The sequence below is a fragment of the Solidesulfovibrio aerotolerans genome (assembly GCF_009856865.1).
Lineage (GTDB): Bacteria > Desulfobacterota > Desulfovibrionia > Desulfovibrionales > Desulfovibrionaceae > Solidesulfovibrio > Solidesulfovibrio aerotolerans.
Genome location: NZ_WVUD01000009.1, coordinates 58,559 through 83,782 on the forward strand (window position 1 = coordinate 58,559; position 25,224 = coordinate 83,782).

Here is a 25,224-nt window from a genome sequence, read left to right on the forward strand (position 1 = left end):
CCGCTGTCAGACCTGCAGGCCGCGCGCCCGCAACACGTCCTCATACAGCGTCTTATAAGCCCGGCCCTGGTGCAGCAGGGTAAAGCGCGCCAGGGCGGTCTGGCGGCAGCGCAGGCGCATCTGCTGCATCTCCGGGGCAGGCAGACCGTGCAGTTCGGCCACGGCCGCAGCCAGCGCCGCCGTGTCGCCGGTCGGGGCCAGCCGCCCGACAGCCGCGTCCACCATGTCCACAATGCCCCCGGTGGCAAAAGCAGCCAAAGGCAGGCCGCAGGCCAGCGCTTCCAGGGCGACGTTGGGCAGATTATCCTCAAGAGACGGCAGCACCAGGCAGCTTGCGGCATTATAGGCCAGGGCCACCTCCCCGGGGGTGCGCAGCGGCCCCAGGTGCAGGCAGCGAAACGGCAGGCTGGCCGGCGCGAGCTGGCCGCCGCCGCCAAAGGTCAACAGCAGGATCTCGCCGGAATTGCCGGCGGCCCGCAGCAGCTCCAAGGCCGCAAGCAATTCGTGAAAGCCCTTGCGCCGCGTCTCCAGGGAGTCTGACCCGAACAGCACGACAAAGTCCTTTTCGCCGATGCCAAGGGCCTTGCGGATGGCAGACCGGTTGAGCGGACGGAATACGTCCGTGGGCACGGCATTGGGAATGACGTGGACCGCCGCCTTGCCAAGGAGGGAACTGCGGCGGACCTCGCCAGCCAGCCAGCGGCTCGGACAGACCACCGTGATGTCGAGGGTGCGGTAAGCGGCCTTTTTAAGCGCCCACTGCTCCCGGGAATAGTCCTTTTCCTCGCTGGAGCCCAACTGGGGGCAGCGGCCGCAGTAGCGTTCAAAGCCCCGGCACCCCTCGGCGTAATGACACCCGCCGGTTATGGGATTCATGTCGTGCAGGGTCCAGACGATGGGCCGGCCCTGCAGGAACGCAAGCTCCCGGGTGATATCCACCGTGCCGGGAATCCAATGCAGTTGCAGAATGTGCGCCGCCGCGACACCCGGTATGGCGGCAATGTCCGTGCGCGTCCGGCAGTCGCTGAAAATTTCATAGTGCTGCGGCCGCCCGGGGTAGGCGGCAAGCCGTGTCCGGGTCTCGGCCCAGTAGTCGGGCCAGGCGTTGTGCACCAGTTCCCCGGTTTGCTCGTTGTGCGACAGCCGGGCCGCGCCAGTGGCGGGGATGACGGCCACGCCCGGCGGGACCGGGGCACTGCTTGAGACCACGTACAAAAAGCTAGCGGCGTCCACGGCCTGCAAGCCCTGGTGCAGGCGCAGGGCAGCGGAACCGGCCCCGCCCCCGTGCTGCATGCAAAAACTGACCACCCGGGGCGATTTGGTGAAAGGCGTGTCCGGCCGGCGCGCCTCGATAAACAGCGAATCCGGTTTGCGCACCCCGCCGCCCGGCTCCACGTCCAGGCCATAGCCGGCGAAATCCGGGATGTCCGATTCCCAGGCCGTGACCGGGCGGACCGCTTCAAAGCCCGCCTCCAGAAGCAGCCTCCCAAGCGAATACCGGTCATACATCCACAGATGGCACTCCCCGGACAGCCGGAAGGCCCCGACCGCCTCGGCCGTTGGCTCGGCGGCAGGAGCCTGGGGAGGCACAGCCGGGGCGTCCAGCACGGGACGCGCCTCGCCCCCCACCCGGGAAAGCACGAATTCCCGCGCCGGGACCGGCCGCCTTTGCCAAAACTCCAGCATCTCCCCGCCGCTGCCATGGCGGGTCAACTGGTCGAGCAATTCGACAGTCATCCACTCGTGGCGCTCCCCGGCCCCGGGTGCATCGTGACACGCCTCGTCCAAGGCCTTGAGATAGGCCCGGGCGGCACCCTCCAGGTCTGGAACCGCCACCCGCAGGACGCCGCCAGGGACAAGGGCGCGCAGACATTCCCGTAAAAAAAACGCTGCGCCTTTACGGGAGAAATGCTCCAGCACATGGGAATGGTAGACCGCGTCGAACAGCGCATCGGCAAAGGGCACGCCGCGACGCAGGTTGTATCCAAAAACATGCGGCGGCCGGGGCACCACGTCCACGTTCACCCAATCGGGATGAAAGGCGTTTCCGCAGCCGAGATTGAGCAAACGGGGCATGGACTCCTCCTCGGAGAGCTACAACACCTGGGCGGGCATGCCGATTGGAGCGGCTCCAGGCAGACCCGCCACAGGACCGGAATCGGGTGCGTGTCCTTTTTTCCAAACGCAGGACCAGACGCCGCCCCCCGCCCTAATATTCCAGATACGTCGCCTTGCTGGCGTCTTTTTCCGACACCGACACGCTGACCAACTGCACCGGCTCGTCGGCAATGGCGGCCTCAAGGCGACGGTAAATATGCCGGGCCAGATTCTCCGAGGACGGATTTTCCAACGAAAACGCCGGAAGATCGTTTAAATGGCGATGATCCAGTTCGCCCAGAATCTGGCGCAGCCGGCCGCGCAGCACCTTGAAATCGACCAGATATTCCACTTTTGGATCAAGCCGCTCGCCCTCGACCACCGCCTCAACGCCAAAATTGTGGCCGTGCAGATTCTCACACGGCCCCTCATAACCCCGCAAACAATGCGAGGCGCAAAAGGCCTCCGTCACCGTCAGCCGCCACCGGCCCTTGCGCGTGTCTGTCGTCATTGCGATGTGCCTCCGGCGGCCAGGAGGGACGCTGTCCCTCCTGGACCTCCCTGCCGGGGGGGATCATCCCCCCCGGACCCCCTGGGGGGGGTGGTTAATGATTGCGGCCCATAACCTCATAAATTCGCCCCCTTGGGGCGATGGCCTTGTCGGGGCGGCGATTCTGGGGCGGCGGGCTTTGACGCCGCCCCAGAATCGCCGCCCCACAGATGGGGGGTCCGGGGGCTTCAAGCCCCCGGCGGGGCCTGGGGCAGCGCCCCAGTCTTCGCCTTTGCCTTTGCCTTCAGCCTTGCCGCCCGGCTATCGCCCAGTAGCCCCCTGCTCGAACGCGTCCAATTCGCGGCGCAGTTCGGGGCAGCGTTGCACCTCGTAGTCTGGTCCCAGGCGCAGCCGGCATACGGCTTTGGGGAGACTCAGCACCAGATGCACGGTGCATTGTCCGGGGTAGCGTTTGAGGATTTGGGCCAGCGGATCGAGGGGCACAGGCTGGTCTTCGCGGCAGGCGACAAGCACTTCCACGGGTTCGTCGCTGCCGCCGATGATTTTGGACAAGGGATCGATGCGTACGGCTTGCAGCTTGATGATTTTTTTGCCTTCGCCCTCGGCCTGATCGGAATTGCCGATCTTGGACGTGATGAAAAGCGGCGTGTCGGCGTCGAGCTGCTCGCGGGACAGGGCGTAGACATCGGAAAAAACCACTGCTTCCGCCTCGCCGCCAAGATGATCTTCGAGCTTGCAAAAGGCCATCTTCTGGCCTTTTTTGGTAATGATTTCCTTGGTGGACACACAGATGCAGGCGATTTTTACCTCGACCCCGGGCTCCATGCCGGCGCATTGGGCCAGGGTGGTTAAGCGCATGGCCCGCAGATCGCGCTCAAAGGCCAGGAGCGGATGGCTGGTGAGGTAAAAGCCGAGCGCTTCTTTTTCAAAAGCCATCATCTCTTCGTGGTGCCATTCGGGCAGGGTGGCTTCGGTGCAGGACAAGCCCAGCCCCACGGTCGGTTTGGGCTTTTCGGGCATAAGCGTCATGAGCGAAAGGCGGCCGTCGTTTTTATCCGCCGCCCGCTTCTGGCCCAGGGAGGCGGCCTGATCCAGCCCCGCGACCAGGGCGGCCCGCGAGCAGCCGAAGCTGTCGCAGGCCCCGCATTTGATCAAATACTCGATGACGCGCTTGGTGATCTTTCGCATGTTGACGCGGCTGGTGAAATCAAGCAGCGACGTAAACGGGCCGCCTTCCTCGCGCGCGGCAACGATTTCGGCCACGGCGTCGCGGCCGACGTTTTTAACGGCCGCCAGTCCGTAGAGGATTTTGTTGTCTTTGACGGAAAAGTGCGGATGCCCGGCGTTGACGTCCGGGGGCAGCAGTTCCAGTTCGTTGTCGCGGCAGGCGGCGATGTATTGCAGGAGCTTGTCCTGATTTTCCATATCCGAGGTCATAAGCGCTGCCATGAACGCCACCGGAAAATGGGCCTTTAGATAGGCCGTATGGTAGGAAATAAGGGCGTAGGCGGCGCTGTGGGACTTGTTGAAGCCGTATTCCGCGAACTTTTCCATCAAATCGAAAATTTCATTGGCCTTTTTGGCCTCGATACCGTTTCCGGCGCAGCCATCCACGAAAAAGCTGCGCTGCTTGGCCATCTCCTCGGCGTTTTTCTTGCCCATGGCCCGGCGCAGCAAGTCGCCGGCACCAAGCGAAAAGCTGGCCAGCACCTGGGCGATCTTCATGACCTGTTCCTGATAGACAATGACGCCGTAGGTGGGCCTCAGCGTCTCTTCCAGGAGCGGATGGGGATATTCGACCAGATCTTCGCCGTGTTTGCGCCGGATAAACAGTTCGACCATGCCCGAACCCAGCGGTCCCGGCCGATAGAGGGCCAGCATGGCGATGATGTCTTCAAAGCAGTTGGGTTTGAGCATGCGCAGGTATTTGCGCATACCCTGACTTTCCACCTGGAAGATGCCGTCGGTATCGCCCCGGGCAAACAGTTCGTAGGTGGCCTCGTCGGTAAAGGGCAGCGTGTCCAGGTCAGGTGGCTCGGCCCCCATCTCTTTGATGATTTTCAGGGCATCGTCGATGACCGTCATGGTTTTAAGGCCCAGGAAGTCGAACTTGACCAACCCAGCCTTCTCCACCCGCTTCATGTCCCACTGGGTCACGGTTTCGTTGTTTTTGCCCTTATACAGCGGCACATACTCGGTCATGGCCGTGTCGGACACGACCACGCCGGCGGCGTGGGTGGAGGCATGGCGGGCCAGCCCTTCCAGGCGGCGGGAGACGTCGATGAGCCGGGCCACGCGGGGGTCCTGGGCCATCATGGTCTTTAATTCCGGCTCCTGGGCCAGGGCCTTGTCGATGGTCATCTTCAAATCTTCGGGGATGAGCTTGGCGATGCGGTCCGTTTCGCCAAAGGTCATGCCGAGAGCGCGCCCGACGTCGCGCACCACGCCCTTGGCCTTCATGGTGCCAAAGGTGGTGATCTGGGCCACGGCGTGTTCGCCGTAGTGTTCGGTGACGTAGCGGATGACCTCGTGGCGACGGCGTTCGCAGAAATCCACGTCGATATCGGGCATGCTCACCCGTTCGATATTTAAAAACCGCTCAAAGAGAAGATCATACGGCAAGGGATCGAGGTTGGTGATGCGCAGGGCATAGGCCACCAGCGATCCGGCGGCCGAACCGCGCCCCGGTCCCACCGGGATGCCGTTATTTTTGGCCCAGTTGATAAAGTCCTGGACGATGAGGAAATAGCCCGGAAAGCCCATCTGCTTGATAACGCCCAGTTCCAGTTCCAGGCGGTCCCAGTAGGTTTTCACTTCCACGCCCGGCATCTTGGCCAGCCGTTCGGTCAGGCCCTTGCGGGCCATCTCGGCCATGACGTCGTCGAGGGATTGTTCGGGCGGCGTCTTGTAGACGGGAAAATGGTAGTCGCCAAACTTGAGCTGCAAATTAACGCGCTCGGCGATTTCGCAGGTATTGGCCAGGGCCTGGGGCAGATCCGGGAAGGCGGCGGCCATCTCGTCGGGGGAGCGGTAATAGAGATCCTGGGTGCTAAAGCGCATGCGTTTGACATCGTCCACGCAGGCGGCGGTCTGGATGCACAGGAGGATATCGTGGGCCTCAGCGTCGTCGGCGCGCAGATAATGGCAGTCGTTGGTGGCCACCAGCGGCAGCTTGAGATGATCGGACAGTTCAATCAAAAAATTGTTGCAGGTCGTCTGCTCGGGAATGCCGTTGGCCTGGATCTCCAGATAAAAGCGGTCCGGGAACAGGGCCGCGTATTCCCGGGCCATGGCCACGGCCTGGTCCTTGCCTTCCTTGAGCAGCTTCTGGTTGATCTCGCCTTTGAGGCACGCGGACAGGGCGATAAGCCCCTCGCCGTACTGGCCGAGCAGTTCCTTGTCCACGCGCGGCTTGTAGTACATGCCCTCGGTGTAGCCCTGGGTCACGAGCTTGAGCAGGTTTTTGTAGCCGACCATGTTCTGGGCCAAAAGCACCAGATGGTAGCGCGGGGCGCGGTTGTCCCGGTCGCGTCGGCTGCCCGGGGTCACATAGACTTCGCAGCCGATGATGGGTTTGAGGCCGCCTTTTTTGGCGGCGTCATAAAACGTCAGCGCACCGTGGAGGTTGCCGTGGTCGGTGATGGCAGCGGCCGGCGAACCAAAGGAGGCGGCGGTCTTGACCAGGTCGCTTATGCGTATGGCCCCGTCGAGGAGGCTGTATTCGGTGTGACAATGCAGGTGGACGAAGTCAGGCATGGCGTGCTCACGGGAAAGATAAAAGCTGCGGCGCGCGATATCGCCGCCGGGGACGGTATAGCGCACAACGCCCCCGCTGGAAACGGCCTTGGCATCGTTGTCGTTCCCAGCCCTGTCTACCCGTTGGGGGGTCCGGGGGCCTCAGGCCCCCTCTTCTCACGGGCTCCCACCCACCGTCACGGCAACGCCGTTCCCCTTAACCCCTTGCCTTCAAGTGGGATTCCAAAGGGCTCAGCCCTTTGGCCGCCGGAGGCCTCTTCTGCCTTTTCTTCTCTCTCGCTCTCTCACTCCCCCTAATTCCAGCTTTGCAGCTCGATGATGTTGCCTTCGGGATCGCGCAGATAGCGGAAGACCAGCCGCCCCACGCCCGGCACGTCGCGGCTGGCCAATTCGCCAACGGCCGAGCCGCCGGCGTCGAGGACGGCCTGGGACAGGGCGGCCACGTCATCAACGAGGAAGGCGATATGGGCAAAGCCCGGGGTGTCGGGGTTGGCGTCGGGGTGGTCGGGGCAGGCGTCGTAGGAAAAGATTTCCAGGGTCGGGCCGGTGTCGCCGTGGCCGGGCAGGCGCAGATGGATGCCGGTGAGGTGGGACTTGTCGATGCCGGTTGCGGCGTCGAGCCAGTCGCCGGACAGGTCGCGTTCGGGCGGCACGGGCCGACAATCGAACAGGCGGACGTAAAACGAGGACAAGGCCCGCCAGTCGCGGGCGATCAGATTGGTATGCACGTAGCGGATGGCCATGGGTACTCCTTGCGATCAGTCGGCCGCCAGGGTGATGCGCGGGACGCGGTGCGCCGGCAGGCCCGCGTCCGGGGCGGCCGTGGCGCACCAATCCAGGACGGCCCGGGTCATGGCGACCAGACCGGTGACATCGACGCCCTGGCAGTGCGGGGCGAACCGTTCGGCGTAGCCTGTACCGCGCGTCAGGAGCTTGGCGCAACCCCGGGCATTGCCGTTTTCGCGATGATACAGCCCGGCGGCGATCTGGATGATGCCTTTGTAAAAATCGCGCACAGGCGAAACGTCGGCCAGCCACAAGGCTTCCAGAGTTTCGTGGCACTGAAAATACTGGCCGGCGTTGAATTCGGCCACGGCCTGGAGAAGCGCCGGGGGCGGAGGGAGGGAGCAGGCCGACTTCCAATCCCGGGACACATGCATGTCTTGACCTCCTGTCGCCTGGCCTGACCGTACCACGCAGCAGCGCCCCCTGCCTACCCGTCGCCACCCGCAACCGGCCGGACTGGCTACCGCTGGCCAGTGTAGCGCCCCACGGCAGCACCCTTCAGTGTTGACGCTCCGCGCCGCGGGCGGCATCATCCACCTCGATCAAAGGAGTTGCCCCATGAAAAAGCTCTTTATCACCCAGGCCCTGTATAACCGCTGGGCCAACGCCCGTCTGGCCGCCGACATGGCCGCGCTCGCGCCCGAGCAGCTTGCCGCCGTCTCAGCCGTCAATTTCGGCTCCATTATCGCTATCGCCAACCATCTGGTTCTGGCCGACCGGCTGTGGCTCAATCGCTTCACCGGCCAGGGCGAACCCGTCGCCAGCGTCGATGCCGTGCCCTACCCCGGGCTGTCGGAACTGACCGCCGCCCGCCGCATTGAAGAAGACCGGGCCGAGGCCTATGCCCGCGACCTCGATCCGGCCGCGCTGACCAGCCTGCTCGCCTATACCACCACCGACGGCACACCCATGCGCCTGCCCCTGGCCCTTTGCCTCGGCCATTTTTACAACCACCAGACCCACCACCGGGGCCAGATCCACGGCCTGCTCGGTGCCTACGGCGTCAAAGCCGCCGACATTGATCTGCTGGGCTTTGAGCGCGAAACCGCAACGTTCGCCAACGCGATGTAGCCACGACCAGATCGTGGGGATACCAGGGAGGCTGGGGGGGCGTGGCTGTGGTGCCGGTAGGCTGCAACGGGGGCTGTGTTGCGGCGCGCGGCGAGGGATTGGTTAAGCGGGTGGACGGGCGACAATGGCGCTGGCGCTGACGGCCATACCCTCGGGGGCTGTTCGTGGGTGCAGCGGTGCAGCGGGTGGATCGACAGACTTGGCGCTGGCGGCCGTACCTTCGGGCGACTGGTCGTTGGCGCGTCGGCTCAGCGGGTGGACGGGCAGACGATGGCACCGTCGGCGCGGCAGGCTTCCTGGCGAAAGACGGTCAGACGCTCGGAAATGATTTTAAGCGCCGTAAAGGGAAACCCGGCCATGGCGTCCTTGTAGGGCGCAGGCTCGGCTAGCAGCTTGGTCAGTTTTTCCCGTATGCCGGCCGGGGACAATTCGTCCCAGGGCAGAAATTCGATGAGTCCCTTGGCGCTTAAGGCCTCGGCCCGAATGCGCTGCTCCAGGCGCGGCACCTCCCGGGGCACCACCAACGACGGCTTGCCCTGGGAAATAATCTCGCAGGTGGTGTTGTAGCCACCCATGGTCACCACGGCGTCGGCCAGGCCCATAAGCGTCTCCATGCGGCGGTAGAAATGGTAGAATCGGGCCTTGACCCGGGCCGCCCGCTTGGCCACCAGCTCGCGCTCGGGCCGGGGCATAAACGGGCCGGTGACGAAGATGACCCGATGCTCCGGGCCGCCCCCCTCCTCCAACATGCGCAGATAGGCGTCCATGAGCGGATAGCCGTCGCCGCCGCCGCCTGTCGTCACCACCACGAGCTTTTCCGCCGGCAGCAAACGCTCCTCGCGCCGCAGCGGGGTCATGGCGTTAACCGACGGCACCCGGCGGGGGATGTAGCCGGTGAAAATCATTTTGCGGCTGATGTTGTCCGGGATTTCGTATTCGGTCACCGGATCGTAAAGATCCTGGTTCCCATAGACCCAAATCTCCGAATAATACTGGTCGAGCACCTCGTAAACGCCCTTTTCCCGCCACTCTTTGATGGTGGAGGGGGCGTCGTCCATGATGTCGCGAAGCCCTAAGATGGTGCGGGTGCGCGGCTGGCGGCGCTTAAGCCATTTGAGCGTCGGGATGACCTCGCGCCGCAGGCCCATGGGGGCCTTGTCCACGATAAACAGATGGGGCTGGAAGGCCTTGGCCGTGGCCACAATGATATTACGGCGGATATTTAAGGCGTGGCGGGCGTTGATCTTGATCGACAGCGGCAGGTATTCCTCATTGGTCTTTTTGATCATGCCCGGAATGCGCACGTAGTCGATGCCCTCCGGGATCTCGTAGCGCCCGGCCAGGGGCGACCCGGTGAGGATGAGGATGTTGACCCCCCGGTGGCGCAGATGCTCGGCAATGGCCATGGTCCGGCGCAAATGTCCCAGACCGTAGGTGTCGTGGGAATACATGAGGATATTAAACGTGGTCGGGGCTGCCATGGGGGTCAGGGAACTTCAATGCCGAGCTTGCGGTACTCGTTTAATTTGTTGCGCAGGGTGCGTACCGAGATGCCCAGCAGTTGGGCGGCCTGGGTGCGGTTGCCCTCGGTGCGGTCCAGGCTTTTGATGATCATGTGGCGTTCCATGACATCAAGCGGCAGCACATCCCCACTCTGGCCGCCGGGCATATCGGCCAGGGGATGGAGGGGGGCGGCGGCAGCGTCAAAGGCGTCGAAGCCCTCGGAGCCGGCAGCGGCGTCGCAGGAGGCGTTACCGACGGCGTTGGCGGTGTCGGCCTCGGGCGCGCCGGCCGCGTTGTCCGTACCGGGCGCACCGGGCACGCCGGCCGCGTCAGACTCGTCTGCAACCTCGTCGCTGGGCCAGACATCGGGATCGAGCAGGAAATGCGATTTGCGGATGGGACCGACGCCGGCCAGCAGCACGGCGCGTTCCATGAGGTTTTGCAGTTCGCGCACATTGCCCGGCCAGTCGTAGCCCATGAGCCATTCCTTGGCATCGGCGGAAAAGGCCAGCGGCGGCAGGGCATAGGCTTTGCGAAATTTCTCCACGAAAAAATGGGCCAGCCGGGGAATGTCCGCGCCGCGTTCGCGCAAGGGCGGCAGTTTCAAGGGAATGACGTTTAACCGGTAGAAAAGATCCTGGCGAAACTTCCCTTCGGCCACGGCTTCGTCCATGCGCCGGTTGGTGGTGGCCAGGACGCGCACATCCACATGCACGGTTTCCGTGCCGCCCACCCGGTCAAATTCGCTCTCCTGGAGCACGCGCAGGAGTTTGGCCTGCAGCCCCAGATCCATCTCGGAAATTTCGTCGAGCAGGATGGTGCCGCCGCTGGCCATCTCGAACTTGCCGAGCTTGCGGGCAATCGCCCCGGTAAACGAGCCTTTCTCATGGCCGAACAGTTCGGATTCCAGCAGATGCTCGGGCAAGGCGGCGCAGTTGATGGCCACAAACGGCCCGTCGGCCCGGTCTGAGGCGGCGTGCAGATAGCGGGCGAACATTTCCTTGCCGGTGCCGGATTCGCCGGAAATGAGCACCGTGGCCTTGGACTTGGCCACTTGCCGGGCCAGTCCCAGGACGCGGCGGATGGCCGGATGCTCGCCGACCACATCAAAGCCCTTGCCGGAGGTTTCGGTGGTGGCGGCGCGGACCGGCGCAGCCAGGGGGGCGGCCGGGGCGGCGACGGCTGACGGGGCCGGGGCACCGGGCAGCACGGCCAGGATTTTATCCCAGGACAGCGGTTCGAGCCAGTAGTCCCTGGCCCCGAGTTCCAGACAGCGGCCGGCCTCGGTGGCTGTGCCCCGGTCGGTAAAAACGATAACCGGCGGGAACGCACCCAGTTTGCGCGCCTCGGTCAGCAGGCTTTCGGCGGTGTAGATGCCTATTTTTGCCTGGGAAAAAATCATGCAGGGCGCAGCCTTGCGGATGGCGGACAGGGCATTGGCCAGGGAGTCTGCAATACCGACAGAAATCCCGGCCTCCTTAAAGAAGGGGAAAAATTGGGTCACCGCCTGGGCCGGGGCGACAAAAAGTATTGTCTTTTCCGCCATCGGCGAGGTTCTAGCCCGAAGGCCAACGGGTTTCAACCGGTTGGAGGGCGATTCTCCTGATTATATGCAAATTCCCGGCCGCACCGGCAGGCATCAGGCCAGACCGCACTGGCGCAAAAGCCCGGTCAGCACCTTGTCGCTGTCGAAAAAGTCCTCAGCGATGGCCCGGGCGGCGTTGCCGGCCCGCACCGGATCAGCCTCCACCCGGCCCAGGGCGTCGATGGCGGAGTCCGGTCCTTCAAAGGCGAAAAGCCCTTCCCCCACCGGCAGATAGGCGGCAAAGCCGGTGTCTTCCACCACCGCCGGCCGGCCGGCCGCCAAAAAGGCGGCCGTGCGGTCGGAGAACCAGCCGCTTTTGAGCACCACGTTCTGGTCCTTGGCGATGGTGAATTCCCCCCGGGCGTTGCGGATATAGTCGCGATAGACGTCGGGGTCGCGGGAAATTTCCAGGGCGTCGCAGACATCCCAGCCAGCGGCCCGGTAGCGTGCGGCGTTTTCCTTCATGCCGCTCATGGCCATGCCCAGGGGCACGCCGGGAAGTCGGCCGGGCAGATCAAGGATCGCTTCAAATTTGACGTTTTTACGCCAGGACAGCTTTTTGCCGGCCACTTCCACGTCCCGGTCCTTGGCTTCCCAGGTGCCGATGGTGGTGTAGTTTGTCCCGCGTCCCTCGCCGCGCGGCCACAGGTCAAGGATCACCGGCGGCAGCAGCGGTTTCCAGGCGATATCGGACAAGGGCACGCCGGTCGTACCGGCCGGCAGATTGCAGCCGTAGGTGAAGCAGGTCTGATGGGCCGCAAAATAATCGTGATTCCAGGCCGTGGAATCCACCTTGACCTGGGTAAAGACCGGATCGGTGTCGATAACCGCCCGCACCGGAGCCTGCATGTATTCGTCGCGAAGCGGTATGACGCCCGAGATGTTAAGGAAAAAATCGGCCTGGGCCAGATGCTTGTCCAGGGTGGCCCGATCCATGCCGTACACCCGGTTCTCGATCTGGCTCACGTAGGCCCAGCGCCCGGCCAAGCCATGGGCGCTCAAAAGCCGGTCCACAATGGCCCGCCCCCGAGTGGAGTCGCTGCCGGGATAGCCCAGCACCGGATCAAAGGGGTAGGCCCAGTCGGCCGTATCTTCGAGGAAGATGACGTCATGGCCGAGTCTGGCCAGTCCCGCGGCGAAATGCAGCATCATCCACACCTGGCCGCCCAGCGGGAACCCCACGGCGAAACCGGCCACGATAATCCGAAGCGGTTGTTTCATGCACTCCCCAAAGGTCTCACCCGATTCTGCCGCGCGCTACAGCACGGGCGTTCCATCGCGCCGCTGCCCCGCCCCTCCCGTGTGCCGTACGGGAGCAACACGGGTGGGCCATCGCTCCTCCAGGCCCCCGGCTTCAAGCTCTGGCCCGGTTCCGGGGCGCGCTGCAACGGGTATCGGCCTTGCGCAGACAGCATCAGATGCCGGGCTTGCCCTTGCCCTCGACCCAGATCTTGACGCCCTTGTCGATGGTGACCACGGGCACGGCCTTTTTCTTCAGAAAATCAGCCAACTGCCCCAGCTTGGCGGCGTCCCACGGCTCCCATCCCAGGTCGGAGCCGATGCCGTGCAGGCAAAAAATCACCCACCCGTTTTCGCGGATGGCGTGTTCTTTGATCAACCCGATGATGGCCTCGGCCGTATCGTTGCTGTGGACCACGAACCGCTTGAGCCAGAAGCGGTCGGTCGCCCCCTTGCGGTTGAAATTGTCGCCGCCGTTGGCCACCTGGGCGTAAAACCTCTTGGACAGTTCGCTCATCTCCGGGGTCCAGTAGTTGTGCGGGGTGATGTAGGTGGAGACGGCAAAGCCCCGGTCGGTGAGTTCTTTTTTGGAGGTTTCCAGTTCCCGCTCGTAGGAGATGGCCCGGATTTGCTGTTTTTCGACGCTGTCGGGATCAAAGGGATGGATGAGCACCTCGCCGATGAGATCGTCGAAATAGTAGCTGCCGGGGTCGTTTTTCACCATCTTGTTGCTGGACCGCTCGCGCAGGAGCCGGCCATTTTCCATAAGTCCGGCCAGTTCCTCATACTTGTACTTGGCCTCGAAAAGGGGACGCTGCCCGGCCACGGGCTTGAGCAGCAGACACTTTTCCTCGGCATAAAATTTGGGGATGTCGATGGGCCGCTTGTGGGTGAGGCTGTGGGAAGCGATTTCCCAACCGGCAGCCTCAAGTTCATGCAGCTGCTTTTCGTCCATGAAGTCGGTATCACCGGAATCCACCCGATTGGCGATGACCCCCACCGTGGCCACCAGTCCGTAACGGACCAAAACCGGAAAGGCATATTGGTAAACGCTGGAGAGGCCGTCGTCGAAAACAAGGCTGACCATACCCGCCTGGCACCCTCTTCCGAGGGGAACGGCTGTCACCCCCAGGGCCACAACCACGGCGAGCAGGAAAAGACGAATACCACCAGTCTTTTTCATGGAACTTCCACAAGGCAGTGATGCCATCTGAGGTTGAGGCAACCCAACACGTACAATATTAAAACGAAAAGTCAATGACCGCTGCCAGCCGGGCTGGCTCACAAAAAAGGGCCTCCCGGGACGGCCCTCGGAACGCGACAGGACACCAACGCAACCACAGAGAGGTTTGCTCCACCGCCGGCCCCTGACGGGGTTTTCCACGGCGCTCTGTGGGGATTTGAAAATAAGCACCAAACGGCCGGCGGCAACCCCTGCCCCAGGGCACATTGACGGCCGGGCAAAAAGTGGTATGTGGCCCTTGCCGCCGGGAGATGCTTTTGCCTGGCAGCCATTGAACGGAGATCCCATGTCCAAACGCCACGCCGCCCCGTGCGCCCTGTGCCTGCTCGTCTGCCTCGCCGCAGCCACCCAGACCCTGGCCGCTTCCAAGCACTTCCACGTATCCTGCGAGCATTTCAACGACTACGCCGCCAAAGCCGCTGATCTGTATTTCAAAACCGACGTCGCCATCGAAAAAAACATCCTGTCGCATCTGACCGCCGTGTGCGCCATCTATGCTGAAAAGGCCCGCGCCCTGGAATACATGACCGAAGTGGCCGAACACATGACGGCCAAACGCGACCAAATCTACGTCCTGGAACGCCTGCGGGCGCTTAAAAACACCGCCATGGTCCAGTTGCCCCAGGATGTAAAGCTCCTCACCGACCTCGTCGAAGGGCAGGGAAATGAGCATCTGCGCCAACTCGGCAATCTCGTAATCAACGAACTTCGCGTCTTTGAACGCAACACCGCCAACCTTTAGGGCGTTGCCCCAAGAGGGGTAAGAATGCCTCCGGCAGCCGGGGGTGATCCCCCCGGACCCCCCAACGGGAAAAATTTATTAAGGGGTTCTTGCGCTGGCTGGTCAGTCGGTCGGCAGTGGGCGGAGACAGCCACGCCGCGTCACTGCCCGGCCGCGTTCGTGTCCGCTGCCGCCTCTTCCACCAGCCGGGCCGAAACCGCCACACCCAGGCGGCGCGGGTCTGGCGCGCCGGTCTGGACCATGGGCACAAAGGCGCTGTCGGGCAGGACAAAAATCGTGTGCGCCCGGCCGTCGCCGGCGTCCGGCAGCCGATAGCGCCGGGCCACAGCCTCTCCCCCCAGATGCACGGTCCCAAGGGGCCCGGTGTCGGAAATAAGCGCCACATCCATGGGCTGCGGCGCATACAGCGTCAGTTCAAGCTCGCCCGGGGCAGCCAGAATCACCCCGTCCCCCACGCTCCAGCGCATGGTTTGCCCGGCCAAGGGTTCGGGCGGATAAAATCCCTCAAAGACGACAGGCCCCGACCGCCATTCGACCAGCCCCAGCCGTTCCCCGGTACGCCCGAGGCCGGCGTCGGCGGCAAAAGAAACGATCCCGGCCGCCACCACGGCCCAGGCCGCCAGCGCCGCCACCCTGGCCCGACCGGCACTGCGCCCCATCCCCGTTGTCCCCCCGCTTTCCAACGCCATGGCCCGCGACAGGGGAAGAAACAGCAGGAACAGGATCGACGGCACGTAAAACATTTCCTGAAAAACCGAATAGACATGAAATGCCGCCAGGGACAGCAGCAAGGCCGCATCCACCAGACTCGCCGTCTGCCAGGCCCGCCGCCACAAGACCCACCCCGCCCGGCCGACCATGGCCAGCCACAGCACGACCCCGCACACCCCCAGCCCGGAGACGAGTTGGATGTAGAGGTTGTGCGAGGTCTCATACGCCTCGGCCGTCGGATCGCCGTACCGCCCGAGCCAGGACACGGGTGTGGCCAGGAGCACCGGATAATGCCGGGCGTAGCTTTCATAGCCCAGGCCGAAAACCGGCCGATCAGCGGCAACGAGCAGACCCGAGAGAAACAGCGCCGGCCGGGGTGAATCCATAAAATTGCCGACCCGCTCCTTGAGCGAGGCGTTAATCGGCTGGCTTATATCTGAAAATTCCTTGCCCGAAGCCCAAAAAGCCAGACAGAGCACGAGCAGCCCGGCCCCGGCCAGACCAGGCAAATACAGGTAAAAACTTCGGAATCTGGCAAGGGGGCCGTTTCGCCAATACAGCCAGACGACAAAAACAAAGGTCAGGCTACCGGTAATCCAGCCGCCCCGGGCCAGGGTCAGGACCAGCCCCACGGCGCAAAGGGCCAGAGAGGCCGCGCCGTAGCACCAGGCCAGCCGGCTATGGCGGCCAAGCGGCAACAGCAGATACGGCGCAGCAACGGCCAGATATTCGGCAAACCAGCCCGAATTTGCGTAAATGGAGGTGAAACGCCGATTGAACAGCGGCTGGTCGCCCCGAAAATGTCCCAACAAACCAAAGACAATGGCCGTGACCAGTCCGCCGGCCACGCCCTGCACCAGCGCCACAAAGCGCCCCGGCAGGTCGCAGCGGGCCAGTTCCCGGGCAAAGACGGCCAGGACCGCCAGCCGCCAGATCGCCGCCAGACCATAGGCCGGGGTGTCGGCCGGGGAAAAGACCATGGCCGCGAAAAACCCGGTCGGACCAAGCAGGGACAGGGACAGGCCCAGGCGGTCCCAGGGCAGCAGCAGCATGGACCCCAGGCCCAGACAGACTACGGAGCCAAGGAGCGCCCCGGTCAGCCCGGTCCCTACCTCCTCCCGGCCGACGTTGCGCCACACCAGCGCCAACGTCGCCGCGTCCACCACCAGCCCAAAGGCCACCGCCGGATAGACATAGGCCTGCCAGCCAAACAAACACAGGCTAAAGCCCAGAAAGAACAAGCCCCAGGCCATCCCCCGGCGGGTAAAGGCCATGACAGCACCGCCAAGGGCCACCAGGATCGTGACGAGCAGCGCCGGCCAGCCCAAAGCGCCCAGGGTCGCCGCTGTCAGCAGGAAATGCCCGACCACAAGCACGACGCCGACAACCCCGGCCAGACCGCCGCCAAGGCGCAAGATCCCCATGAGCGCATCCATGCCCGGACCTACCGTGGCTCCGGGCAAAAAGCGTTGGGCACGGTGACCCCGAGGTCGTCGGAGTCACCCAAAATGCCGTTGGCCCCGGCCGAGATAATGCTATCGGGCAGGCAGGGGAAATCCGGATCTTCATGGAGCAAATAGGGCGAACCCCAGGGATCGGAGGCCAGGGTGGCGAGAAGCTCGGGCGAAGCCCCGGCCGCCTGCCCCATGCGCATGCGGGTCGCGTCCCATTTGCGCCGACAGACGTCGTCTTGCGCCAGGGTGCGCAAATCCCGGCCCTCGCAGCCGCAGCGGCTGCAATTTTCGCCGGTTATGGCAAAAAGAGCCTTGTTCTCAGACCGTTTGGCGGCCAGGGCCATTTTGGACAGATCACTCAGTGCGAGGCTGGCCCTGGCCTGTTCGCGCTCAAGGGCATTCATGGCGGCATATTCCCGGCGTTTGCGCGCCATGACATCACCCAACAAAATGGAGGCGGCCAGGAGAACGACGCAGACAACCAGCAGCGCCCGTACCCGCCATAAGGCCCGGGCTTCGAAACGGTCGGCCGGCAACCGCCACGCCCCGGCCTTTTTGGCGGCAAAGGCCTTTTCCAAACGCGTCAGCGTGGCCTCGGCCCGGTGGGCAAAGGTGGCTAACGCCTCCGCTGTGGGCAAAGGCCCAAGGTCGGACCGGTCGGCAACCAGGGAGCGCGCGCCGACCAGCCCCAGTGCGGCGGCTACGGCGTCCAGGTCTTCGGCCAACAGCGAGGACAAAAGGGCCGCATCCCGGGCGTCGTCGGCTCCGAGCAGGGCGAAGAGGCCATCCAGGCGGGCCATGGCCCGGGCCAGCCGTTCGGCAGTGCGCGCCCGGGCGGCCCCGGCAGCGGCGTCGGCGGCCCGGGGGACCGGACGCCGTTCGCCGGGCATAAAATACGAAAGAAAATCCAAGATGTTATTCCGTCCCGGCGGCAGGTTTCGCCACGTCCAGGCGCGGCAGAGGGCCGACCGGATAGAGGACATCCAGGGCGTCAACGGCGTCGCCCCGGGCCTTGGCCGGTCCGGTGGTCAGGGCCAGGACATGGCCGCCGCGGGTGCGGTCGTTGCTTAAAAAATGGAAATGCCAGCCCGGCGGGGACAGGACGGCGAGGCCCGGCGGCGTGTAATAGCCGACCAGGGTTCCCTGCTGGCTGGTCAGCGGATAGGTTCGCTGTCCCTTGACGGCCTCGGCCAGACAAGGCCAAGGCGGCGTCTGGACCGGGACACTGCGCACGGTCAGCGTGGCAAAGGCCCCGTCCACCCGCACGGCGCACATACGCGTCGGATCAGGCAGCCGGGCGGTCAGGGCGGCACCAAGACCCGGCAGGTCCAGGCCGTCCACCCGCCCCAGATCGAGGCTGCCGGCAAAACGCACCACCTGGGCAAAGGGCGTGGTCTGGCCGGGCTTGGCCACATGGACCACACCATCGAGGGTGATCTGGTAGATGACGCCGTTAAGGACCACCATCTCACCGTCAAAGGCGTCAAAGGTGCCCAGACCGAAATCGCCCTGGCGCAGCACGGCAGCGCAGGTGGCCCGTCCGGCATAGTCGCCGGCCGACAGGGCCTCGATGGTTCCGGTCTGGTGCAGGGTGGCGGCGAAAAGGCCGCCGGGAGCGGCCAAAAGCAGGGCAACGGCCAGGACGGCCGAGCGCAGCAACGGGGTACGGGGCATGGGGAGACTCTCCTTGGGAAGTAACGCTTAGAGGGCGACGGCGAACTCGTCGCCCTCTGGCTCGGGTTCGCCGGCCAGAAAGCGCTGCACTACGGGATCGTCACAATGGCCGATGGCTGCGGGCGATCCCTGCCAGACGATGCGCCCGGCGTCGAGCATGGCCACATGGCCGGCCACGCCGAACACGTCCGGGATGTCATGGCTGACCAACACGGCCGTAAAACCGAACTTGCGGCGGGAGGAATCAATAAGGGCCAGCACCGAGGCCTTGCGGATGGGATCAAGGCCCGTAGTCGGCTCATCGAACAAAACCACGTGCGGCTCGGTAACCAAAGCCCGGGCCAGGGCGACACGTTTTTGCATGCCGCCGGAAATCTGGGACGGATATTTCCCCAGGATAGGGGTCAATTCCAGCCGTTCGGCCATGGCAGCGACCTTGGCGGCGGCGGCGGATTCGCTTAAATGTTCCGTCTCACGCAGCGGCAGGGCGATGTTTTCGGCCACGGTCATGGAATCGAACAGGGCCATGTTTTGAAACATGTAGCTGCACCGACGGCGAAAGGCCCGCCGGGCGGCCTTGGGCATGGCCGAAAGCGCCTCGCCCTGGAACAAAATTTCGCCGGCGTCCTGGGTCAGCAGGCCGATGATGTGTTTTAAAAGGACGCTCTTGCCCTCGCCGGACTTGCCGATAACGGCGGTCACCATGCCTTCGGGCACGATCATGTCCACGCCGCGCAGGACCGGCTGTCCCTGAAAGGCCTTGGTCAGGCCCCGAATCTCGATCATAGGCTGGTTCATGGCTGCATCCCGGTGGAAAATTGAGGCCGCGCCACTTTGACCGCAATCCGCGCCGATGGCAAGAACCTGCCGGCCGGAACCTGCTCCTCGGCACATGGCTTGCAATGTGCTGCCCGACCGGCAATTTCCGCCGCACCCCGGCGACCGGCCTTGTACATGCCCCCGATCAGGGCTAAAATGCGACCGGCGGCCTGCCAAGGACCGCCGTGGAGAGTACCGCCCCATGCCCACCGCCCCGATCATCCGCCTGCGTAGCGGCCATGCCGTCGGCCCGGGTTGCCCGGCTTTTCTGGTGGCCGAAATAGGCAACAACCATCAAGGCAGTCTGGCCACCGCCCGGGACATGGTGCGGGCCGCCGCCGCCTGCGGGGCCGATGCCGTCAAATTTCAAAAGCGCGACCTGGGGGCGCTTTTCACCCGCGCGGGCCTCGACGCTCCCTACGGCGGCCCCAACAGCTTCGGCGACACCTACGGCCGCCACCGGGCCGCCCTGGAACTGCCGGGCGAGGCCCTGGCCGAACTCAAAATCCTGGCCGAATCCCTGGGGCTGGCTTTTTTCGCCTCGGCCTGGGACGCCCCGAGTTTGCGGCTGCTGGTTGGACTGGGCATCGAACTTATAAAAATCCCCTCGGCCGATCTGGTCAATCTGCCGCTGTTGCGTCTGGCCGGGGAAACGGGCCTGCCGCTCATCCTCTCCACCGGCATGAGCGGGCTTGCCGACGTGGACGCCGCCGTGGCCGAACTGCGCCGCTATCACGACCGCATCGTGCTGTTGCACTGCAACAGCTCCTACCCCTGCCCCGACGCCCAGGCGGGCTTGCCGGTCATGGACCTGCTGCGCCGGCGCTACGGCCTGCCGGTGGGCTATTCCGGCCATGAGCGCGGCCTGGGGCCGACCATTGCCGCGGTGGCCTTTGCGCCGGTCGTCATCGAGCGCCATTTCACCCTGGATCGCACGCTGCCGGGCACGGACCATCAGGCCTCGCTGACTCCCGACGCCTTTGCCGCCATGGCGGGCATGGTGCGCGAAGCCGAAGCGGCCATGCGTGTCGGGCGCAAACACATTTTCCCGGGTGAGGCAGCCGCCGCGCTTAAGCTGCGAAAATCCCTGGTCTTCGCCCGCGATCTGCCGGCCGGCCACGTCCTTGGCCCCGAAGATCTGGCCTGCAAATGCCCGGGCACGGGCATAACCCCCATGGCCCACGACGCCGTGGCCGGATGCCGGCTTTTGGCCAAGGTGCGCCAGGACGAGCCGGTGGCCTGGGAAATCCTGGCCCCAGCGCTGCCTGCCCCTGGCGCGGCCACGGAAACCGACGCCCCGGCCACGGCCCTGTCCGGTTTTTAGCGCCATGGCCCTGGCCACCCTTGTCATCCCGACGTTTAATCAGGCCGAGTATCTGCCGGCCTGCGTGGACCGCTGTCTGTTCCAGACCCACCCGGAGCTGGAAATCATCATCGTTGACGGCGGCTCCACCGACGCCACCAAGGACTATCTGGCCGCCCTGCCCCGGCGCATCGCCTCGGCCACGGCCGAACCGGTGGTGCGTATGGACGAGGCCGGGGCTGTCGTTCGCGCCTCGGTGCTCACCTATCCGCAAAACCGCCGGCTTGAGATCGTGACCTTCACCGAGGATATCGGCCCCACCCGCACCTACAACGAAGGGCTGGCCCGGGCCACGGGGGAGTATTGCGCCTATGTTCCCGGCGACGACCTCCCCTATCCGCATATGGTTGAAGAACTCATCGCCGCCCTGGAGCGGACCGGAGCCGATTTTGCCTATGCCGACCAGGACGTGCTGGAAGACGACGGCCGCATCTACCGGCGCATGACCTTCCCGGATTTCAATTTCCGGGCCTGTCTGGCCGAGTGGCATCATCTGGGCGTGTGCCGGCTCTACCGCCGCCGCCTCCACGAGACGGTGGGCCTTATGGACGAGGCCTTCGCCAGCGCCAACGACTACGACCACTATCTGCGCTTTGCCATGGCCGGGGCGCAATTCATCCATGTGCCGCGTGTGCTTTATGGCGTTCGCCGCCACGGTCCGGCCCGGCCGACCGGTCAGCATACGCCCGCGCGCTACGCCAATCTGCTGGCCGAATCCTGTCGTCTGGCCAAGCGCGCCAGACAATTTCTCCACGATACGGACGCGGCCCGGCCGTGACCGACGCCGCCCCTTTGGCCGGGCTGGCCCCGGATACGCCCCAGGCCCACGCTGGCCTGAAGGCCGCCCGGGAATTGATCCGGCGCGGCGAATGCGCCGTGGCCCTGGATGTCCTTTCCGGCCCGGATTGCCGGGACACGCCCCTGGCCCAGCTCTTGCGGGCCGATCTGCTCCTGGCCGGAAATCGGCCCGAGCCGGCCCTGGCCCTGGTTGCGGCCGTGCACCAAGCCTACGGCGACACCGGGCAGGGGCTATTGTGCGCCGGCCATGCCGCCCTGGCCCAAGGCGAGCGGGCAAAGGCCGCTGCCGCCTTTGCCCGGGCCGCCGCCGTCGCTCCCGACCGCATTGCCGCCCGGGTCAATGCCGCGGCGTTTTTTCCGCCATCGCCTGTGGCCGCCACCGCCCCGGCCGTGGCCGTCACCAGCCTGCCGCCCGGGGCCGACGCCCGCTGCCGGGCCGCCGTGGCCTCCTGGGGCGCGGCCGGCTTTTCTGCCATTGTCTCGGTCAACACCCCGGCGGAAATCACCGCCCTGGCCAAGCGGTTTCCGCAAGTCGCTTTCGTCCCCGGGGCGACAACGACGCTGGCTGCGTTTGGCCGCCCCTACGCCGGCCTGCCGCAACTGCTGGCTGCCGGCGCGGCCACGGGTGCCGCTGTCGTCGCCGTCATAAACGCCGACCTCGTCCTGGCCGCCGGACCGGATTTCGCCGGCCGTCTGGCAATAGCGGCCACCGGCGGGGCGGTTATCGCCTGCCGGGTGGACGTGGCGGCGCACCGCAGCGCCTCGGCTGCGTCCTCGTATTATGATGTGGGATTTGATCTGTGCGCCGTGGAGGCGCGCCTGGCAGACCGCCTGGAACTCGACGGCTTTTACCTGGGCCTGCCCTGGTGGGATTACGCCCTGCCCCTGGCCGTGGTCCGGGCCGGGGGCCTGCTGCGCTTTTGTCCCGCGCCGCTTGGCCTGCACGCCGTACATGACGCGGTCTGGTCCCACCGGGCCTTTGTAACCCTTGGGCAACGTTTTGTCCGCCGCTTCTGGCCCCGGCTCGCCAGCGAACTGCTCGACGACCGGGCGGTCGATGCCGGCATCGAAACGGTCCTGGCCGGGCTCGGCGGGCGAACGGCAACCGTATTGCGCCGCGCCCCGGACGCCGGCCTGTGGGACCGCACAGGCTTTTGCCCCCACGATCCGGGCTTCGCCGCCGCCCTGCTGCCGCTGACCGTGGTTGCCCTCCCCGACTAATGCGCCGCATCACCCCAACGGCATTGCGCGTCCGTCGTGGCAACGCCCCTCCCCTTTTCCCAGTCAGGGAGGGTCCGGGAGGGGGTTACCCCCTCCCGGCCGCCGGAGGCATTTCTTCACTTATACCCTGGGCCAGCCCCAGGGGCCCACGGCGGTCGCGCACCAGGGAGTTGCCGGGGCGGGATTTGGCGAATTTTTTAACGGCCGCCGCCCGCTGTCCCAGTTCGTCCATGGTCACCGGGGCCGCAAAAGCGCAGTCGATGATGCCCATGGACAGGGTGATCAAATCAAAGCGTCCCACCCGGCCGTCGCGGCTCTGGCCTTCGATATAGCCCCGCGCCCGATCCTCAGAGCCGTACAGGGCCGGCGAGGCGGCGGCAAAGGTCTCAAGGACCGACTGGCAGACCTGCTCCACGGTTTCGCAGCGGCACAACAGCACGAAATCGTCGCCGCCGACATGGCCCAGGAAATCATCCTCGCCGCCCTGGCTGGTGAGCGCTTCGCCCAGGATGCGGGCGGTCATGAGAATGGCCTTGTCGCCGTTTTGAAAGCCGTAGACGTCGTTATAGACCTTGAAATTGTCCAGATCGACATAGACCAGACTGGTGGCCATCCGGGCGGCCGAGCGCCGGCTGATCTCGCGCTCGATGGCCACGTTGCCGGGCAGCCCGGTCAGCGGATTGGCCCCCTTGGCCATCTCCACCTGGACGCAGGCCAGGGCGTCGAGGATTTTTTGCACCGACACAACGCCGGATAGCTTGCCCCGGCAGGTGACCAGGATGGGATCGTAGAGCTTGTCGCGGTCCCGGGCCATGGCTGCCTGGGCCGCCACCTCCACCGGGGTGTCCCATTCCACGGTGAGCGGCTGGGGGTCCATGATGCGGGTGATCTCGCGGCGCAAAAACAGGGCCAGCCCGTACTGCGAGCTGAGCAGCCGGTCGAGGTGATGGCTCATGATGAGCCCCTCGGGGAAGCCGTCGCGCACCACCACCACGGCATGGGCCGCCTCTTCGGCATCAAAAAACTGTTTCACTTCGCCAACCTGGGCCGAGTGCGGCATCTGATTGGCCCGTTCCGCCAGATCGCTTATGGGCGAGGCGCACTTGAGTCCGTCAGCGGCAAGGCTTGATCCGGCGACGATGGCCAGCCGGATGTCGTCGCCAAGGTCTGCCGGCGGCTGGGCCGGGCGGCCGAGATAAAAGCCCTGGCCAAAATGCGCGCCCAGGCGGATCAGGCAGGCCAATTCCGCTTCCGTCTCAATGCCTTCGGCCACGATGCGGCAGCCGACCTTCTCGGCAAAGGTGAGCATGGTTTCCAACAGCGCCCGTTTGACGGGATTGGTGTCGATGCCGCGCACCAGCGACATGTCGATCTTCATGAAATCGGGCTTGATCTCGGCAATGGAGGCCAGCCCGGAATAACCCGTGCCCACATCGTCTATGGCCACGCCGTAGCCGGCATCGCGGTAGTGGTCCAATGTTCTGTGGAACAGGTTGAAATCTTTAACGCTATGGCGTTCGGTAATCTCCAGGACCACGTCCTTGGGCTCCATACCGTACTTGTCCAAAAGCTTTCGCGTCTCGCCCGGGGTAAAGGCCGGATCGAGCATGGTGCGGGGGTGGATGTTGCAAAACAGCTTGGCCCCGTGGGTGTTCGGGGAAAAGCCCCGGATGGCCGCTTCCCGGCAGGCCTTTTCCAGGGCAAAGACCGCCCCGGCCTCTTCGGCAAAGTCAAAAAGCATGGACGGCGAAGCGAACACGCTTTCCGCCGGCCCCCGGGCCAGGGCTTCCCAGGCGAACACCGTGCCGGCGCGCAGATTGACAATGGGCTGATACACCGACCGCACCCGGCCCAGCTCCAGGATTTCCCGGAATTCCCGCAGCATGGGCGATGTTCCCGTGCCGGCTTCGCCCCGGGCCAGACGCGAAGCCTCGCCCAGCGCCGAGGCCAGGGCCATGTCCAGTCCCGCAACCCCCTGGCTGATGACCAGGGCCGCGCCGCAGCGAATTTCCAACTCCTGGCCGGTCAGGCGGATGGCTTCGCAGCGCACGCGTCCCCGCACCTCCAGGCGCAGGGCCGCCCCGGTGCGGTCCAGGGCGTCCAGAGCCGCGCTGTTGCCGCCGAGCACCAGCAGCACCCGCCCGGCATCCAGGCGTTCCACCAGACAGACCGGCAGTCCCGACAAACGGGTGGCCGCCGTTGAACGGACCTCATCTTCCAGGGCCACGCCCACGGCAGCGGCCACTTCAGGGCGAAACAGGCGGCGCAGCAGATAAAAATCCTGTATTTCCAGCAACACCACGCCCAAGACACCCCCCAGCCCCACATGGCCGGCGACCATGGCCCGACGCTGCCCCCGCAACAGTTCCGGCGGCTTTGACGGCGGAGAACCCGCCCCGTCCGGGATGAAACGCTGTTCAATACGCGGTGGAAACTGCATAAACGTCCTCAGCATGCCTTGCCTCATGGTTGTAGTACGGCGTGCCAGCCGAACCGTCCCTGTTTACGCTGCCGGCTCCCAGGCTGCGGCAGCACCGACCAGACATTTCTGTGACGATTGGATGACGCGGCCAGCGGCAGGGGGGCACGCCCCAGTCCCGAAGCTGCCGCGGACGGCACCCCAACCCCGTCGTGCGGCCCGGCTCCCAGGA

19 protein-coding genes are annotated in these 25,224 nt (G+C 64.9%); 5 read left to right on the forward strand and 14 right to left on the reverse strand.

Annotated features, from left to right (window positions below; genetic code table 11):
* Nucleotides 1-6: 6 nt before the first annotated feature.
* The 5 genes from GTA51_RS07355 to GTA51_RS07375 form a co-directional block, all read right to left on the reverse strand.
* Entirely contained in the window at nt 7-2,076 is a 2,070-nt protein-coding gene (locus GTA51_RS07355) for a glycosyltransferase (protein ID WP_160959931.1), read from the reverse strand.
* A gap of 133 nt (nt 2,077-2,209) precedes the next feature.
* A complete protein-coding gene (locus GTA51_RS07360; protein ID WP_160959933.1) occupies nt 2,210-2,608 on the reverse strand; it encodes a 6-pyruvoyl trahydropterin synthase family protein in 399 nt (132 codons plus the stop codon).
* A gap of 300 nt (nt 2,609-2,908) precedes the next feature.
* On the reverse strand, nt 2,909-6,364 hold the full coding sequence (dnaE, locus tag GTA51_RS07365; RefSeq protein WP_160960034.1) for a DNA polymerase III subunit alpha: 3,456 nt from the start codon (nt 6,362-6,364) through the stop codon (nt 2,909-2,911).
* Nucleotides 6,365-6,657: 293 nt separating this feature from the next.
* Nucleotides 6,658-7,107: a VOC family protein gene (locus GTA51_RS07370; RefSeq protein WP_160959934.1), complete on the reverse strand. Its 450-nt coding sequence runs from the start codon at nt 7,105-7,107 to the stop codon at nt 6,658-6,660.
* 15 nt (nt 7,108-7,122) lie between these two features.
* Nucleotides 7,123-7,524 (reverse strand): DUF309 domain-containing protein, encoded by a 402-nt coding sequence (locus GTA51_RS07375; RefSeq protein WP_160959945.1) that lies wholly within the window; start codon nt 7,522-7,524, stop codon nt 7,123-7,125.
* Nucleotides 7,525-7,708: 184 nt separating this feature from the next.
* Between GTA51_RS07375 and GTA51_RS07380 the strand changes: the two genes are divergently transcribed.
* The gene (locus GTA51_RS07380; protein ID WP_160959947.1) at nt 7,709-8,221 is read left to right on the forward strand and encodes a DinB family protein; all 513 of its coding nucleotides are present in this window, start codon (nt 7,709-7,711) and stop codon (nt 8,219-8,221) included.
* Between the two features lie 248 nt (nt 8,222-8,469).
* On the opposite strand, the gene GTA51_RS07385 is transcribed toward GTA51_RS07380, so the two are convergent.
* The 4 genes from GTA51_RS07385 to GTA51_RS07400 all read right to left on the reverse strand — a co-directional run bounded on the left by GTA51_RS07385 (nt 8,470) and on the right by GTA51_RS07400 (nt 13,731).
* On the reverse strand, nt 8,470-9,702 hold the full coding sequence (locus GTA51_RS07385) for a glycosyltransferase family protein (protein ID WP_160959949.1): 1,233 nt from the start codon (nt 9,700-9,702) through the stop codon (nt 8,470-8,472).
* Between the two features lie 5 nt (nt 9,703-9,707).
* The gene (locus GTA51_RS07390; protein ID WP_160959951.1) at nt 9,708-11,270 is read right to left on the reverse strand and encodes a sigma-54 dependent transcriptional regulator; all 1,563 of its coding nucleotides are present in this window, start codon (nt 11,268-11,270) and stop codon (nt 9,708-9,710) included.
* 93 nt (nt 11,271-11,363) lie between these two features.
* The gene (locus tag GTA51_RS07395) at nt 11,364-12,530 is read right to left on the reverse strand and encodes a hypothetical protein (RefSeq protein ID WP_160959952.1); all 1,167 of its coding nucleotides are present in this window, start codon (nt 12,528-12,530) and stop codon (nt 11,364-11,366) included.
* 193 nt (nt 12,531-12,723) lie between these two features.
* Entirely contained in the window at nt 12,724-13,731 is a 1,008-nt protein-coding gene (locus tag GTA51_RS07400) for a polysaccharide deacetylase family protein (RefSeq protein ID WP_160959954.1), read from the reverse strand.
* A 346-nt stretch (nt 13,732-14,077) separates the two neighbouring features.
* Here GTA51_RS07400 and GTA51_RS07405 point away from each other — a divergent pair, with 346 nt between their 5' ends.
* On the forward strand, nt 14,078-14,533 hold the full coding sequence (locus tag GTA51_RS07405) for a hypothetical protein (protein ID WP_160959955.1): 456 nt from the start codon (nt 14,078-14,080) through the stop codon (nt 14,531-14,533).
* A 140-nt stretch (nt 14,534-14,673) separates the two neighbouring features.
* Here GTA51_RS07405 and GTA51_RS07410 read toward each other — a convergent pair whose 3' ends face one another.
* Genes GTA51_RS07410 through GTA51_RS07425 form a run of 4 tightly spaced genes read right to left on the reverse strand, consistent with a single transcriptional unit; the run spans nt 14,674 to nt 19,170 of the window.
* Nucleotides 14,674-16,668, reverse strand: coding sequence for an O-antigen ligase family protein (locus tag GTA51_RS07410; RefSeq protein ID WP_160959957.1), 1,995 nt, complete (start codon nt 16,666-16,668; stop codon nt 14,674-14,676).
* Nucleotides 16,669-16,688: 20 nt separating this feature from the next.
* Nucleotides 16,689-17,609 carry a hypothetical protein gene (locus GTA51_RS07415; protein WP_160959958.1) on the reverse strand — a complete coding sequence of 307 codons (921 nt, stop codon included), beginning with the start codon at nt 17,607-17,609 and terminating at the stop codon, nt 16,689-16,691.
* Nucleotides 17,610-17,613: 4 nt separating this feature from the next.
* The gene (locus GTA51_RS07420) at nt 17,614-18,372 is read right to left on the reverse strand and encodes an acetolactate decarboxylase (RefSeq protein WP_160959960.1); all 759 of its coding nucleotides are present in this window, start codon (nt 18,370-18,372) and stop codon (nt 17,614-17,616) included.
* A 27-nt stretch (nt 18,373-18,399) separates the two neighbouring features.
* A complete protein-coding gene (locus GTA51_RS07425) occupies nt 18,400-19,170 on the reverse strand; it encodes an ABC transporter ATP-binding protein (RefSeq protein WP_160959961.1) in 771 nt (256 codons plus the stop codon).
* A 223-nt stretch (nt 19,171-19,393) separates the two neighbouring features.
* On the opposite strand from GTA51_RS07425, the gene GTA51_RS07430 reads away from it, so the two are divergent.
* The 3 genes from GTA51_RS07430 to GTA51_RS07440 are packed head-to-tail and all read left to right on the forward strand — an operon-like array spanning nt 19,394 to nt 22,573.
* Nucleotides 19,394-20,515, forward strand: coding sequence for an N-acetylneuraminate synthase family protein (locus GTA51_RS07430; protein WP_160959963.1), 1,122 nt, complete (start codon nt 19,394-19,396; stop codon nt 20,513-20,515).
* A 4-nt stretch (nt 20,516-20,519) separates the two neighbouring features.
* Nucleotides 20,520-21,332, forward strand: coding sequence for a glycosyltransferase (locus GTA51_RS07435; RefSeq protein ID WP_160959964.1), 813 nt, complete (start codon nt 20,520-20,522; stop codon nt 21,330-21,332).
* Entirely contained in the window at nt 21,329-22,573 is a 1,245-nt protein-coding gene (locus GTA51_RS07440; RefSeq protein WP_160959966.1) for a hypothetical protein, read from the forward strand. Before GTA51_RS07435 ends, GTA51_RS07440 begins: the two co-directional genes overlap by 4 nt.
* 85 nt (nt 22,574-22,658) lie before the next feature.
* Here the strand turns inward: GTA51_RS07440 and GTA51_RS07445 are convergent, their stop codons facing one another.
* Nucleotides 22,659-25,028: a GGDEF domain-containing protein gene (locus GTA51_RS07445; protein ID WP_160959968.1), complete on the reverse strand. Its 2,370-nt coding sequence runs from the start codon at nt 25,026-25,028 to the stop codon at nt 22,659-22,661.
* Nucleotides 25,029-25,224 lie beyond the last annotated feature (196 nt).